Annotated in this window: 14 protein-coding genes; 9 read left to right on the top strand and 5 right to left on the bottom strand. The window is 65.3% G+C overall.

Translation table 11 applies throughout. The features are described 5' to 3' along the window. Positions 1-60: 60 nt before the first annotated feature. From AQZ49_RS19675 to AQZ49_RS19685, 3 genes are all read right to left on the bottom strand, one after another. On the bottom strand, positions 61-810 hold the full coding sequence (locus AQZ49_RS19675) for an SPOR domain-containing protein (protein WP_067619978.1): 750 nt from the start codon (positions 808-810) through the stop codon (positions 61-63). A 60-nt stretch (positions 811-870) separates the two neighbouring features. Continuing rightward, a complete protein-coding gene (gene argS / locus AQZ49_RS19680) occupies positions 871-2,634 on the bottom strand; it encodes an arginine--tRNA ligase (protein WP_067619982.1) in 1,764 nt (587 codons plus the stop codon). Between the two features lie 206 nt (positions 2,635-2,840). Continuing rightward, positions 2,841-3,512 (bottom strand): hypothetical protein, encoded by a 672-nt coding sequence (locus AQZ49_RS19685; RefSeq protein WP_067619984.1) that lies wholly within the window; start codon positions 3,510-3,512, stop codon positions 2,841-2,843. A gap of 148 nt (positions 3,513-3,660) precedes the next feature. Here AQZ49_RS19685 and ispH point away from each other — a divergent pair, with 148 nt between their 5' ends. The 3 genes from ispH to rnhA are packed head-to-tail and all read left to right on the top strand — an operon-like array spanning position 3,661 to position 6,064. Continuing rightward, a complete protein-coding gene (ispH, locus tag AQZ49_RS19690) occupies positions 3,661-4,632 on the top strand; it encodes a 4-hydroxy-3-methylbut-2-enyl diphosphate reductase (RefSeq protein ID WP_067619987.1) in 972 nt (323 codons plus the stop codon). A gap of 11 nt (positions 4,633-4,643) precedes the next feature. After that, on the top strand, positions 4,644-5,615 hold the full coding sequence (thrB, locus tag AQZ49_RS19695) for a homoserine kinase (protein ID WP_067619990.1): 972 nt from the start codon (positions 4,644-4,646) through the stop codon (positions 5,613-5,615). After that, positions 5,612-6,064: a ribonuclease HI gene (gene rnhA, locus AQZ49_RS19700; protein WP_067619992.1), complete on the top strand. Its 453-nt coding sequence runs from the start codon at positions 5,612-5,614 to the stop codon at positions 6,062-6,064. The genes thrB and rnhA overlap by 4 nt, the downstream gene beginning before the upstream one ends. 234 nt (positions 6,065-6,298) lie before the next feature. On the opposite strand, the gene AQZ49_RS19705 is transcribed toward rnhA, so the two are convergent. Next, positions 6,299-7,432, bottom strand: a complete 1,134-nt coding sequence (locus AQZ49_RS19705; protein ID WP_067619995.1) for an NAD(P)/FAD-dependent oxidoreductase — start codon at positions 7,430-7,432, stop codon at positions 6,299-6,301. A 36-nt stretch (positions 7,433-7,468) separates the two neighbouring features. Further along, positions 7,469-8,437, bottom strand: coding sequence for an alpha/beta fold hydrolase (locus AQZ49_RS19710; RefSeq protein ID WP_369819158.1), 969 nt, complete (start codon positions 8,435-8,437; stop codon positions 7,469-7,471). 117 nt (positions 8,438-8,554) lie between these two features. On the opposite strand from AQZ49_RS19710, the gene AQZ49_RS19715 reads away from it, so the two are divergent. From AQZ49_RS19715 to AQZ49_RS19740, 6 genes are all read left to right on the top strand, one after another. Next, positions 8,555-9,121 (top strand): A24 family peptidase, encoded by a 567-nt coding sequence (locus AQZ49_RS19715; RefSeq protein WP_082701926.1) that lies wholly within the window; start codon positions 8,555-8,557, stop codon positions 9,119-9,121. Between the two features lie 110 nt (positions 9,122-9,231). Next, complete coding sequence (gene cpaB / locus AQZ49_RS19720; RefSeq protein WP_067620001.1) at positions 9,232-10,323, top strand: Flp pilus assembly protein CpaB; 1,092 nt, start codon at positions 9,232-9,234, stop codon at positions 10,321-10,323. A 52-nt stretch (positions 10,324-10,375) separates the two neighbouring features. Next, positions 10,376-12,088 (top strand): pilus assembly protein N-terminal domain-containing protein, encoded by a 1,713-nt coding sequence (locus tag AQZ49_RS19725; RefSeq protein WP_369819159.1) that lies wholly within the window; start codon positions 10,376-10,378, stop codon positions 12,086-12,088. 14 nt (positions 12,089-12,102) lie between these two features. Continuing rightward, a complete protein-coding gene (locus AQZ49_RS19730) occupies positions 12,103-12,774 on the top strand; it encodes a CpaD family pilus assembly protein (RefSeq protein WP_067620007.1) in 672 nt (223 codons plus the stop codon). Between the two features lie 20 nt (positions 12,775-12,794). Next, entirely contained in the window at positions 12,795-14,120 is a 1,326-nt protein-coding gene (locus tag AQZ49_RS19735) for a pilus assembly protein CpaE (protein ID WP_067620010.1), read from the top strand. An 84-nt stretch (positions 14,121-14,204) separates the two neighbouring features. Then, complete coding sequence (locus tag AQZ49_RS19740; protein ID WP_369819160.1) at positions 14,205-15,158, top strand: type II secretion system F family protein; 954 nt, start codon at positions 14,205-14,207, stop codon at positions 15,156-15,158. The last annotated feature ends 5 nt before the right edge of the window (positions 15,159-15,163 follow it).

The raw sequence follows: 15,163 nt of genomic DNA on the forward strand, positions 1-15,163 counted from the left end.
CCTCCCCGGCAAGTCGCAGCGCGCAACCAGCCGGGGAAAACGCGGTTCAGCGCATCAGGTTCAGCGCTTGACCTGGCACTTCACGCCATCGGCTTCGAGATGGCTGCACAAGCTGGTCGCGGCACTGCCGTCGGCGGCCAGCGCCTGCAGGCGATAGACCGTGCCGATATCCGCCTTGCCCTCGACCACGCGATGGCCCAGCCCCTTGAGCAGATCGTGCGCGGCGGTCAGCTTGGCCCAGGCCGCCTCGGCCAGCGCATTGTTCGAATAGGCGCCGACCTGGACTGCCACACCGCCACCAGCAGGATGCGCGGGTGCAGGCTTGGGCGCAGCTTGGGCAGCCGGCGTTGCGCCGGCGGCCGGCGTCGGTTCGGCGGTGGCGGGTGGTGGAGTGGTTCCCGCGCTGCCGGCCAGGCTGGCGTCGGGATGTTCGCCCTGGCTCACCTTGAAGCTGGCATCGCCGGTGCCGGCAAATTTCTTGCCGCCCGGATCGCTCGGCGCGACTTTATAGGGGTCTTTGCTCGCCGTGATCACGCTGCCATCGGCTGGCTTGGTCGGGCCGCCGCGATGCGTGACCCAATAGATGCCATCGACCAGCAGCGCCAGCACGATCAGGGCGACCACCGCAAAGGCGATCAGCCGGTGATGCCCGCTGGCCTGGCCTTCGGGTTCGATGTCGTCGGCGCTTTCCAGCCAGGGCAGACGATCGTCCTCGCCCAGATCGAGCGCGGGCGCATGGCCACCGTGCGCGTCACCATGGCCATGGTCGCCCCATTCGTGCCCGTCTTCGCCATGTTCGTCTGCGTGCATCGACCCACACTCCAATTTACGCGCCGCGTCACAATTCCTCGGCCCAATTTTTGCGCCGCGTCACAATTCCTCGGCGGCGGCCACCCCCAGGATGGCAAGACCGTTACGGATCACTTGCCCGACTTGCGCGGCCAGAAACAGCCGCGCCGCCGTCAGCGCCTGATCATCGGCGACGATGAACCGTTTGTCCGGCCGATCGTTGCCAAGATTCCAATATGCATGGAAAGCCCCTGCCAGATCGTAAAGATAGAACGCCACGCGGTGCGGTTCGCGCGCCTGCGCCGCGCCCTCGATCACGCGCGGGAATTGCGCGGCCAGCCGGACCAGCGCCAGTTCCTCGTCACCCAACCGGTCAAGCGCGTCGGCGCCCGGCGCAAACCCCTCGGCGGACGCCTTGCGCAAGGTCGAACAGACCCGCGCGTGGCAGTACTGCACATAGAACACCGGGTTGTCTTTCGAGGCTTCGACCACTTTGGCGAAATCGAAATCCATCTGGGCGTCGGGCTTGCGCGACAACATGGTGAACCGCACCACGTCCTTGCCCACTTCGCGCACCACGTCGGCCAGTGTGACGAACGTGCCCGCACGCTTCGACATCTTGACCGGGACGCCGTCGCGCAACAATTGGACCATCTGCACCAGTTTGACTTCAAACGGTTTTGGATGACCCTCGGCACCGGTCAGCGCGGCCACGGCGGCGCGGATGCGCTTCACCGTGCCGGCATGGTCGGCGCCCCAGATATCGACCAGCGCGTCGGCGGTTTCGGCCTTTTGAAAGTGATAGGCCAGATCCGCACCAAAATAGGTCCAATTGCCGTCGGATTTGCGGATCGGACGGTCCTGATCATCGCCAAACCGGGTCGAGCGGAACAGCGGCATTTCGACCGGTTCCCAGTCTTCGGCCACTTTGCCCTTGGGCGCTTCAAGCAGCCCGTCATAGACCAGATCGTGCGCGCGCAGCCACGCCTCGGCCAGCGCGGGCTTGCCCGTCGCCTGCAATTCGGCCTCGGAACTGAACACGTCGTGGTGAATGCCCAGCAGCGCCAGATCGTCGCGGATCATCGCCATCATCGCCGCCACCGCACGCGTGCGGAACAACGCCAGCCATTCGGATTCGGGCGCCGCGACATAGCGATCGCCAAATTCAGCGGCCAGCGCCTGCCCGGCGGGGATCAGGTAATCGCCGGGGTACAATCCTTCGGGAATAGCACCGACCGCTTCGCCCAGCGCCTCGCGGTACCGCACGTGAGCCGACCGTGCGAGCACGTCGACCTGCCCGCCCGCATCGTTGATGTAATATTCGCGGATCACCCGGTGCCCGGCAAAGGCCAGCAACGTGGCCAGCGCGTCGCCGACCACCGCGCCCCGGCAATGGCCCATATGCATCGGCCCGGTCGGATTGGCCGATACATATTCGACATTGACCACACTGCCGCCGCCCATCGCAGAGCGCCCGTAATCGGCCCCGGCCTGCCCGATCAGGCGCAGTTCACCCAGCCACGCGCCGGGTGTCAGACGCAAGTTCAAGAACCCCGGCCCGGCAATCTCGGTCGCCACCACGCGCGGATCGCGGCCCAGCTCGGCCGCCAGCAGCGTGGCCAGCGCGCGCGGATTGGTGCCCGCCGGCTTGGCCAGCACCATCGCCGCGTTGGTCGACAGATCGCCATGCGCGGGATCGCGCGGCGGCTCGGTGGTGACCGCATGGCGCGGCAGGTCGCCCGGCAGCGTACCCGCCGCGACCAGCGCATCGAGCGCGGCATCGATCACGGCGGCAAATTCGGCAAACAGGGGCCGGGGTGCGGAAAAGGTCATGGTTTCGGTCATCGGTCCGGCATTAGCTGATTATTGTGCAACAAGGAAAGCCTCCGTGCCTGCGCACGGAGGGTGTTTGGTCAGACTCGAAACGCGCGGAAGGGCGCGTTTCGAAGTCGGCACCGGCCCGCTCCCCCACCCGACCACCCATAGGGTACTATGGTAGGGTGGGAGCGGGCCGGTGCCGACTTTCCGAAACGCCAGTTTCGGGTCAGACACTAACGTCGGACGTTGTAGGCCAGTTGCTGATCGGTCAGTTCGAACCCGACCAGCAATTCGAACGTTGCCTTGGCCAGCGCAGCCTTCACATCGGGCAGCGACAGCGGATCGACCGCGGCGTCGGTATCGCCGGGCTTGCGCTTGCGAACCAGCCGCGCGTGGATCGCGGGGGGCAGCGTTGCCTCGGCGCGATCGATCACCGCGCTGGCGGTGCCGTGTGCGCTGGCGCGATCCTGCCCATCGGCGAAATCGAGGCCGATCGTGCTGACATGCTTGGCCACGATCGTCGCGCCGCCACGTTCGACCACCGTGAAATAGGGCAGATCGATATGGCGCGCGCCATGCGTGTCGTTGCGGCGCGCCAGCACGTCGAAATCGACCCGCGCGGTCAATTTCGGCAGATGCAGGCCATTGTCGCACGATTTGCGCAAGTTGGTGATCACCGCGACCGTGTCGATCGCATTGGAATCGAGCCGTCCGGGCGCCAGCAGGGTGACATCGCCGGTCATGTCGGGAATGTCGATCAACGGACACGGCGTGCGCAGCGCGGTCACCCCCACGGTGTCATCGACGACCAGTTCGCCATGGTTTTTCGAACATCCGGCAAGCGCCAGCAGCGAAAGGCTCGCAAGCGCGCCGATCCGGGCAATACGGGGAAAATTGGCTGGCATCGCGGCGCAAGGTCCTTAAGCTTTGGTCTTCAAGACAGGACGGTGCACGCGGCACCGGGCGCCCCTCTCTAGCCAGCCCGACCGGTTTGGGCAATCCGGCGGATCAGGGGTTTGTGGGTTGCGCGCCACGCTGCTAGGGGTTTGAGCCATGACGACTGCTTCTGATCCTTCTACCGGGACCGACCGCCCCGCGTTGCGCGTACTGATTGCTGCGCCGCGCGGATTTTGCGCCGGAGTCGATCGCGCGATCGAAATCGTCGAGCGGACCATCGAACGCTATGGCGCGCCGGTCTATGTGCGCCACGAAATCGTCCACAACCGGTTTGTCGTCGAAGGGCTGAAGGCCAAGGGCGCGGTGTTCGTCGAAGAACTGGACCAGGTGCCCGATGGCGCGCCGGTGGTGTTTTCCGCGCATGGCGTGCCCAAGACCGTGCCGGACGAAGCCACCTCACGCGGGCTCGACTGGCTCGATGCGACGTGTCCGCTGGTCAGCAAAGTGCATCGCCAGGCCGAACGCCACTTCAACGCCGGGCGCCATATCCTGTTCATCGGCCATTGCGGCCATCCCGAAGTGGTCGGCACGATGGGCCAGGTGCCCGAAGGATCGATCACGCTGGTCGAAACCATCGAGGATGTCGCCGCAATCCCGCAAGACCCGGAACGCCCGCTGGCATTCCTGACCCAGACCACGCTGTCGGTCGACGACACCGCCGCGATTGTCGCCGCCTTGCGCGAACGGTTTCCCGGCATTGCCGGTCCGCGCGCCGAAGACATCTGCTATGCCACCTCGAACCGGCAGGAATCGGTCAAGGCGATCGCGGGCGAATGCGATCTGGTGCTGGTGATCGGCGCGCCCAACAGTTCCAATTCGGTGCGGCTGGTCGAAGTGGCCGAACGCAGCGGTGCGCGCGCGCGGCTGATCCAGCGTGCGAGCGAGATCGCGCCCGAATGGCTTGACCAGATTACCACGATCGGCGTCACCGCCGGCGCCTCCGCCCCCGAATTCCTGGTGCGCGAGGTGATCGATCGGCTGCGTGAATGGCGCACGATCGAAACCGAAACGGTGACCACTGCCGAAGAACACATGGTGTTCAAACTGCCGCGCCAACTGGCCGATTGAGACGCAGGACCATGGCTGTCTATACCCACCTCGGCGCAGAGGACATGGCCGATTTGATCGCGGCCTATGATGTCGGCACGCTGGTGTCGGCCAAAGGCATTGCCGAAGGCGTGTCGAACAGCAACTGGCTGATCGACACCACCGGCCACGATGGCGCAGGCGCGCGCTATATCCTGACGATGTACGAGTTTCGCATCGATCTCGACGATCTGCCCTATTTCCTGTCGCTGCTCGACCATCTGGCTGCGCGCGGCTGCCCGGTGCCGCGCACCATTCATGATCGCCAGGGCGCGCTCTATCGCCGGATCGGCGACAAGGCGGTCGCGCTAATCGAGTTTCTGCCCGGCGTTTCGGTCAGCGCGCCGACAGTGGGCCAGGCGCGCGCGGTGGGCGAACAACTGGCGCGGCTGCATCTGGCGGCGGCCGACTTTTCCGCCAGCCGCGCCAATGGCATGGCGCTGGCCGAATGGCAGCGACTGGCCACGGCGTGTGGCCGCGAAGGGCTGGCCACGATCGACCCCTGGCTGGCAGACACGGTGGCCCGCGATCTGCCGCGGATCGCGCGCGACTGGCCGACCGGCCTGCCCACCGGGGTGATCCACGCCGATCTGTTTCCCGACAACGTGCTGGTGCTGGGCGATGCGATCACCGGGCTGATCGATTTCTATTTCGCCTGCAACGACGTGATCGCCTATGATCTGGCGATCACCCATCTGGCGTGGTGCTGGGACGTCGCACAGGGCACCTTCCGCGCCGATCTGTCGCGCGCGCTGATCGACGGGTACGAGGCGGTGCGCCGCCTGGCCGACACCGAACGCGCCGCGCTGCCCCTGCTGGCACAGGGCGCCGCCTTGCGCTTTGCGCTCAGCCGAGCCTATGACTGGATCAACACCCCGGCCGATGCGCTGGTGACGCGCAAGGACCCGCTGCCGATGGCGCGGCGTCTGCAATTCTATCACGACAATCCGGGGATCTTTGCGTGAAATCAGTCGATGTGTTTACCGATGGCGCGTGCAAGGGCAATCCCGGCAAAGGCGGCTGGGGGGTGCTGTTGCGCGCCGGTGCGACTGAAAAGGAACTGTCTGGTTCCGAAGCGCAGACCACCAACAACCGCATGGAAATGACCGCCGTGCTGCGCGCGTTGCAGGCCCTGCGCGAACCTTGCGCGGTGCGGCTGCACACCGACAGCCGCTATGTTATCGACGGCATGACCAAATGGATGTTCGGCTGGATCAAGAAGGGCTGGAAAACCGCCGACAACAAACCGGTCAAGAACGAGGACTTGTGGCGCGCGCTGGTCGATGCCGCCCGCCCGCACAAGATCGAATGGATCTGGGTAAAAGGCCACGACGGCCACATCGAAAACGAACGCGTGGACAAGCTGGCGAGCGACGCGGCTAGAGCGTCCTGCGACAAATCTGTAACACCGTGATTGCTCTGGAAAGCCTCGTGGGGAGGCGCGGCGCGCAGCGCGGGCTGGTTGCCCCGTGCAAGCGACGCAACGCTGCCACGGGGCTTTCCAGAGCAACCCCGAAGGGGCCGGCCGATTTTGGCCCATTGCTACGTCGAGATGGCTTGAAATATTCCCGATATTCCTGCGCCATCCCTCCTCGCACTGGGCCAAAATCGGCTCCGTCACGGTGTTACAGATTTGTCACAGGACGCTCTAGGGCCGCATAAACCGCCCCGGCGCATAGCGGGCGGCATCCAGCGCCTCGGTCATCGCATCGCGCGGGCGGCCCAGCACCAGTTGCGCGGCCAGCCGCGCCGCCGCAGGCGCGGTCTGGATGCCGAAACCGCCCTGCCCGGCAAACCAGAACAGGCCGTCCACCTGCGGATCGAAGCCATAGACCGGCAGCCGATCGGGGGAAAAGCTGCGCAACCCGGCCCAGCGCCGTTCGAGCGCGGCGATACGCCAGTCGAGCGCGTGTTCCATGCGATCGATGGCGATCGCCACGTCCAGCTCTTCGGGTGCAACATCGTGCGCCACATCGGGGGTTTCGTCATGGGGTGATACCAGCAGGCGCCCGCTTTGCGGCTTGAAATAGAAATCCTCGTCGATCCCGAACGTCAACGGCATGTCGGCAGGCGGCACCGGATCGGTGCGCACCTGGACGATCGTGCGGCGCAGCGGGGCAATGCCGAGCTGGGCGGCGCCGAACAGCGCGGCCACCTGGTCGGCCCAAGCCCCGGCAGCATTGACCACCAGCGCCGCGCGAGCCGTGCCGCCAGCCCATTCCAGCAGCCATTCATCCCCCTGGCGCGAGGCCTGCGCAATGCGCGCGCGCACCTTGAGCACGCTCGCGCTGCGCCGCGCCTGCCCCAGATAGAGCTGATGCAACCCGGCCACATCGATATCGGCCCCATTGGGCTCATAGGCGCCATGGCACCATTCTTCGCGCAGTCCCGGGACCAGCGCGGTCATGTCGGCGCGCCCCTTCAGGCGGATATCCACGCCCAGCGCGGCATAACGATCGACGAACGCCTCGATCCGCGCGCGATCCGCCGCGCGCCCGATGGTCAGTCCGGCGCGCGGGCTGAGCAAGCCATGCGTGCCCAGAAAGACCCCCGACGCCAGGGTCAACGGCAGCACGCCTGGCCCGCCATAGCTTTCTTCCCAGAACGCGGCGGAACGCCCGGTGGTGTGATACCCCGGCGTATCCTCCGCTTCGACCACCAGCACGCGCGCGTGCCCGGCGCATTCGGCGGCAAGGCTGGCTCCGGCCATGCCCGCGCCGATGATGGCAATGTCGAAAGACGCGGTCAGATCGTCCGGGGTGGCACTGGCAAGTTCAGTCATGGCTGGGGTCTCAAACGGCTGTTACGCAAACGGCTGTCACACTGTGGCGGCTAGTGCCGTGCGGGCAAGAAAGGCATCGATATGGCCGAGCACGCGGTCGCGCACCCGATCCGCCTCGCGCAGCAGTTCGTGCGCGGCCTCGGGCCCGAACTCGATCAGTTCACCGTAGCGCAACCGCGCCGCGACTCGGGCAATTGCCTGCCACGACACCAGCAGATCCTGCCGCGCGGCGAGCGTCAGCACAGGTACATCGACCGATTCGAGCAAACGGTCGCCGGTCATCGCCCGCATCGATTCACTGGCCTTGCGCACCCAATGCCAGCTCGCCGGGCCCAGATCGAGTTCGGGCCGGGCCTGGCGCCACCACAGTTCATCGGCATAGCGCGCGACGTCGTGTGTCAACGCCGCGCCGCGCGTCTGCGCGCTGTCACCAGGGCGTTCGCCATCGGCCCAGGCCGGGCGATCGGGATCACCAATCTGGCACATCAACCAACCGAACGCGCTTTGCAGCGCAGGCGGGATCGGGGTGACAAAGCCAAGCATCGGCGCACTGAGCACCAGCGCGGTCGGGTGCACGCGGGCCTGCGCGACGGCGCGCAAGGCCAGATGCCCGCCCATCGAATGGCCGATCAGCACGTGGGGGCCGGGCGCACTTACCGTCCAGTCCGCCCAGAAACTGGCCAAATCATTGATCCACGTTGAAAAATTATCGACCCCGCCGATCCTGGTATCAGCGTAATAGCGCCCGGACCCGGCCTGCCAACGCCAATCGAGCGCGGTTACGCGCCAGCCCGCGGCATGCCAACCATCAAGCGTTTCAAGGTATTTTTCATAAAAATCGGCCCGTCCGGGCAGAAACAGCAACGATCCGCGCGGCGCCCGACCGCCATCCCGGCGCCCGTCCCAGTCGATGCGCCGGATGGCAAACCGGTCTGGCGCATGCCACCACGATTCCATGGCATGCGCGGGAATGCCGCGCCGCGGCGCAAGGGCGGTGTCTGCCACGCCTGGTGCCATGGCATCCGCGTCGGAAATGTCTGCCAAAACCAGCCCTCATCGCTAGAAAACTGCGGTCAATGTTGGTTACCGTTTGGTAAGTGATTGTCCTGCATAAGACCGGACATGCAGGGACCATTCATCGTTTACGGACTGGTGGGGGCATTGGCAATCGCGCTGCTGATTGCTGCGTTCACCGATATCCGCCGTCGCCAGATCGACAACTGGCTCAACGCCGCAATCGCGTTGGGTGCGCCGCTGTTCTGGTGGGCAAGCGGGCTGTCGCTATGGCCCGGTGTGGCACTGCAACTGGCACTGGCGGTGGGGGCGTTTGCCGTGCTGGCCGGGCTGTTTGCGCTGCGCGCCATGGGCGGTGGCGATGTCAAGCTGTTGACCGCGCTGGCTTTGTGGATGCCAGCAGTGCTGTTCTTGCGCCTGCTGATCGTGATGGCGCTGGCCGGCGGCGTGCTGACCGTGGTCCTGGGCGTGTGGCATATCACCCGCCGCCGCAAGGAACGGCTGAAGATTCCCTATGGCGTGGCGATCGCGCTGGCCGGGCTGTGGACGATTGCCAGCGCCGATGCGGCGCACTGGCACGATGCCAAAGCCTGGGCCGGCCCCAACCGCGCCTTCAACCACACCGCGCCCGTCACCGTTACGGTCCACGGACCGGCTGCGGTGCCCGGCAAATGACATATTCCACCTCACCCGGAAAAAACGCCACTGGCGTGCCGTGTGAGGTCAATCTTAACCAATTTGGTCGATTGATAGCAGGTTCGGATTAGGGCGGGACATAGAGAGCCATGGACAGGAAGAAGCTGTTGTTGCTGGTCGGGGCCTTGCTCGTGGCGATTGTCACGAGCCTTGCCGCACGCGCCTTGCTGGCCGGAGGGTCTGCGCCGCAGGCCATCGCCGCCACCAAGATTCTCGACGGGCCCAAAGTGCTCGTGTCGCAGCGCGCATTGCCGGTCGGCACGATCATCACCGCCGATGCGGTCGCGTTCCAGCCCTGGCCCAAGGATCTGGTGCAGGACGCCTATTTCCTGCAGGACAAGACCGACATGTCCAAACTGCTGGGCACCGTGGTCAAGAACCCGATCACCGCAGGCCAGCCAGTTACCACCGGTTCGCTGGTGGCGCCGGGCGATCGCGGTTTTCTGGCCGCGGCGCTCGGCCCCGGCATGCGCGCGGTGACCATTCCGGTCAGCCAGCGCGAAGGCGTTGCCGGGTTCGTCTTTCCGGGCGACCATGTCGACCTGCTGCTGACCCAGACGGTCAAGGGCGAAGGCGATTCCGAACCGCTGCGCGCAACCGAAACCATCCTGAAGAACCTGCGCGTGCTCGCCACCGACCAGTCGACCGATCAGGAAACCGTCGATGGCCACACCCGCGTCAAGGGGTTCAGCCTGGTGACGGTCGAGGCCACGCCCAAGATTGCCGAAGAACTCGCGGTGTCCGAAGCGCTCGGCACGATCAGCCTGTCGCTGCGTTCGATCGCCGACAATTCGGCCGAACTTGAACAAGTGGTCGCCTCGGGTCAGGTCAAAGTGCCGCATGGCGCCACCAAGCAGCAGGAAGACAAGCTGCTGCAAACCGCGATGACCCGTCCGATCGATCCCAAGGCGGGCGACAAGGCCAACAGCTTTGTCACCGGTGGCGATGTCTCGCGGTTCCAGCGCAAGACGATCCCGTCGGCCAGTGCGATCAACGGCACCAGCACCCCGGTTGGCGCGGGTCCGGCCCGCCCTGCCGCGCCCGGCGTGCCGTCGACCGGCACCGTGCACCGCGGACCGATGGTGCGCGTGACCCGCGGCAAGGAAACCGTCGAAGTGCCGGTCGCACCGGTCCCGGCAATGCCGACCAATATCCCGGTCGGCCCGATGGGAGTGTTCTGAGATGGACGCTCGCAAACCGTCGCACGCACCAGCAGGCGCGAAAGGCAAGACGATGACACTGCGCATGGTAACATCAACGCTGGCGGCCGTGGCGATCGTCGCCCTGCCGGGGCTGTCCGCCCCGCTCGACGCCGCCAAGCCCAGCCACAAGGCCGGACCACAGCATTCGGCGATGCCGCACCGCCACGTCGGCCTGGTGATGCCCGCGCTGCTCGGCACGCCGGGCGTCAGCGCCCCGGCGCGCTCGCTGGCACTCGGTATCGGGCGCGGCGAGCTGGTCACCCTGCCCGCGGGCATGTCAGATGTCTTCGTTGCCAACGACGCGATTGCCGATGTGCAGGTCAAATCGGCCAACCAGCTCTATGTGTTCGGCAAGACCGGCGGCGAAACCACCGTCTATGCCAGCAATGCGCGCGGCGAAGTCGTGTGGTCGGCCAATGTGCGGGTCGGCACCAATCTCGACAGCATCGACCAGATGCTGCACCTGGCCATGCCCGACGCGCGTATTGCCACTGCGACGATGAACAACACCGTGCTGCTGACCGGCACCGTGGCCGCGCCCGAGGATGCGGCCGAGGCTGAACGCCTGGTCAAGGCGTTCGTGTCGGACAAGACCACCGTGATCAGCCGGCTGAAGATGGCGACCCCGCTGCAGGTCAACCTCAGCGTCAAGATCGCCGAAGTCAGCCGCTCGCTGACGCGCAATATCAGTTCGAACCTGTCGAGCATCAGCACCCAGAGCGGGTTCCAGTACGGCATCGGCCAGGGTACCACCTCGACGTATTACGCACCGGGCCAGCCGCTGGGGGTCAACACCAGTTCGGTGACCAGCAGCTATATCAACCCGGTCACCGGGGCCACGACCACCGTGCAGGGCACCTCTGTGCCCGCCACCTCGGTCGGCACCACGCTCGCCGCGACGGGCAAGCTGTTCGGGATCAACATTCTCGAAGCGCTCAACCTGGGCGAAACGATCGGCCTGGTGACCACGCTGGCCGAACCAAATCTGACCGCGCTGTCAGGCGAAACCGCCGATTTCCTGGCGGGCGGGCAGTTTCCCATCCCGATGAGTTCGGGGCTGGGCACGGTTTCGGTCGAATTCAAGAACTACGGCGTCAGCCTGTCCTATACGCCCACCGTGCTGGCCAACGGACGCATTTCGCTGCGCGTGCGGCCCGAAGTGTCGGAACTGTCGAGCCAGGGCGCGGTGACGGTCAGCGGCTTTTCGATCCCCGCACTGACCGTGCGGCGCGCCGAAACCACTGTTGAACTGGGTTCGGGCCAAAGCTTCATGATCGCCGGGTTGCTCAGCAACAACAGCACCAACACCATCACCAAGATGCCGGGCGCCGGGGATATTCCAGTGCTGGGATCGCTGTTCCGGTCAACCGCCTATCAAAAGGGCGAGACGGAGCTGGTGATCGTGGTCACACCGTACCTGGTCCATCCGGTTGACGCCAACCAGATCAAGCTGCCGACCGACGGGTTCAAGAGCGCGGACGCCGTGCAGCAACTGCTCGGCAATCTGGAAACCGACAACCCCAAGAGCAAAGTGTCGCCCAAGCCGACCGAAAAGCCCGCGACGCAATCATCGGTTCCGGCCGCTCCGGGCACGAGTTCGGCGGCGCCTGCCAGCCCCGGCATCGGTTCGGCAGCACCTGCCGCACCAAGCCTTGGCACCGCTTCGCCCGACCCGGCCGATCGCCCGCGCAAGACCGACAAGCAGGCCAGCGCCGACGCCCAGCCCGGCTTCAGCATCCAGTGAAAGGGAAAACCGTCATGATCTCCAAGACTGATCCCGTTCAGGGCCGCACGATCAGGCTGGCCACCCGCGCGCTGGCGCTCGGGCTGGGGCTGGCGCTGGCCGGTTGCGGCGGAATGCCGACCAACCGCACGCTCGACAACATCCACCAGCCGGTGGTCGAACACACCAATTACACCTTCGACATGATCACCCAGCCCGAAGGCGGGGTCGATCCGGTGCAACAGCACCGACTGGGCGAATGGTTCACCGCGGTGGGGCTTAAATACGGCGATCACGTCGCGCTGGACGACCCGGCACAAACGGCTGCGACCCACGCTGCGGTTGAGGCTCTGGCGGCCAAGTTCGGCCTGATCCTCGATCCCGTGGCCCCCGTCACCGAAGGCGTCATCCGCCCCGGCCAGGCCCGCGTGGTGATCTCACGCGCGTTCGCCAATGTGCCGGGTTGCCCGGACTGGTCGGGACGTTCGGATGCCAACTTCACCAACGGCACCTCGCGCAATTACGGTTGCGCAATCAGTTCGAACCTGGCCGCCATGGTCGCCAACAAGGAAGATCTGGTCCACGGCCAGGATGGCACGGGCAACACCGTAGTGCTGACCAACGCCAAGGCGATCGACGCCTATCGCGCCAAACCGGTAACCGGCGCGCAGGCGCTAAAGCAGACTTCGACCCAAAACGGCCAGTAAGCCATAAAGGACAGCACGCGATGAATGCGCCTTGGAAATCCGGCAACCGCGACATTTTCGCCGCCTTTGTGTGCGACGACGTCACGCTCGACACCTTGCGTTCGGTGGTCATCGATATGGGCTGGCCACCCGAAAAGGTGATGAAGGGCGGCCTGCGCAACGCGATCCAGTCGCTGGCGATCACCGCCAGCCCGGCGATCCTGATGGTCGACCTGTCGGAAAGCGGCGACCCGCTCAACGACATCAACGGACTTGCCGAAGTGTGCGAACCGGGCACGGTGGTGATCGCGGTGGGCCAGGTCAACGATGTACGGCTGTACCGCGATCTGGTCGCGTCGGGCATTCAGGACTATCTGCTCAAACCGCTGTCGATTGCGCATCTGCGCGATACGCTGGTGCAGGCCCAGGCGATCTTTGCCGCGCCGCGCGGGGGTGATGCCTCGGCGGTCAAGAAGCATGTTGCCACGGCCGTGGTCGGCACGCGCGGCGGGGTCGGCGCCTCGATGCTGGCAACCTCGCTGGCCTGGATGCTCAGTGCCGATCACAAGATGCCGACCGCGCTGCTCGATCTGGATGTCCATTTCGGCACTGGCGCGCTGACGCTCGACCTCGAACCGGGGCGCGGGTTGACCGATGCCATCGACAATCCCAGCCGCATCGACGGGCTGTTCATCGAACGCGCGATGATCCGCGCCAACGACAACTTGTCGATCCTGTCGGCCGAAGCCCCGATCAGCGCGCCGCTGCTGACCGACGGCACCGCCTTTATCCAACTGGTCGAGGAATTCCGCCACGCGTTCGAAGCGACGGTGGTCGACCTGCCGCGCAACATGCTGATCAATTTTCCGCAACTGCTCGCCAACATGCAAGTCGTCGTGGTGGTCACCGAATTGACGCTGGCGGGCGCGCGCGACGGCATCCGTATCCTGTCATGGCTCAAATCGAACGCCCCGCACGCGACTGTGATGGTGGTCGCCAACAAGGTGCCGTCGGGCGTGGGGGAAATCAGCCGCGCCGATTTCGAGACGTCGATCGAGCGCAAACTGAATTTCATCATCCACAACGACCACAAGGCCGCGGCCAACGCCGCCAAGCTGGGTCAGACATTCGTCGGCGCCAATCGCACATCGAAGACCGTGCAGCCGCTGCGTGCGATTGCCGATGCGATCATCGCCAGCGACGGCGAGCGCGAGACTGCAAGTTCGGCCAAGGCCGCCAAAGGCAAAGCCGGCAAGGCCGCGCCAAAGACCGATGACGCGGCAGGCGAAAAGGGGTCGAACTCGCTGTTCAATCTTTCGATCAAGAAGCTGCTTTCTCCCAAGTCCAAGACCGGCGCGCCAGCCTGACCCGGCGCGGGGCCCGCAACGGCCTCGCCCGGTCGGACGGTTCGCCTGCAACCACAGGTTTTCGCGATGCAGCCCATGCCCGTCATGATTTTGGTCTTTGGCCTGACTTTGCTGGTCGGGGTGGCGCTGGTCCTGTTTACCGGCCCCAACCCCAATCGCGAAAGCCAGCGCCGGTTGCAGGCAGTCAAGTTGCGGCATTCGGACAATGCGGTCGATAAAGTCGAAGCGCAGTATCGCAAGGCGATCGCCAACCGCAAACCCACCGCCTACAAGACCGCCGGATCGCAATCGCGCAAGGAAGCGCTGCGGCTGCGGCTGGTGCGCACCGGCAAGGGCTGGACCGTTCAGCAATATACCACCGCCAGCCTGGGCCTGATGGTCGGCATCACCCTGCTGGTCTGGCTGAAAAGCGGGTCGCTCGGGTTGGCTCTCGGGGCCGGTGTGCTGGTGGGCGCGGGCCTGCCGCACATGGTGGTCAACTGGTTCATCTCAAAGCGCATCAACGGTTTCATCACCCGCTTTCCCGACGCGCTTGAACTGCTGGTGCGCGGTCTGCGTTCGGGTCTGCCGATCAGCGAGACACTGGGCGTGGTCGCCAACGAGTTGCCCGGCCCGGTGGCCGAGGAATTCAAGCTGGTGAATGATCGCATCCGGCTGGGCCGGACGATGGAAGATTCGCTGCAGGACACCGCCGAACGGCTCAATCTGGCCGAATTCAGCTTTTTCTGCATCACCCTGGCGATCCAGCGCGAAACCGGGGGCAACCTGGCCGAAACGCTGGCCGGGTTGGCCGACGTGCTGCGAAAGCGCGCGCAGATGAAGCTGAAGATCAAGGCGATGAGTTCGGAATCAAAAGCCTCGGCCTATATCATCGGCTCGCTGCCGTTCATCGTGTTTGCGCTGATCTATTCGATCAATCCCAAATACATGGGGCGCTTTTTCGTCGATGAACGCCTGATCGCGGTCGGCATAGGCGCGTTCTGCTGGCTGTCGCTCGGGGCCTTCATCATGTCCCGCATGATCAACTTCGAGATCTGAGAGCG

This window comes from Novosphingobium sp. FSW06-99, from assembly GCF_001519065.1.
Classification (GTDB): Bacteria; Pseudomonadota; Alphaproteobacteria; order Sphingomonadales; family Sphingomonadaceae; genus Novosphingobium.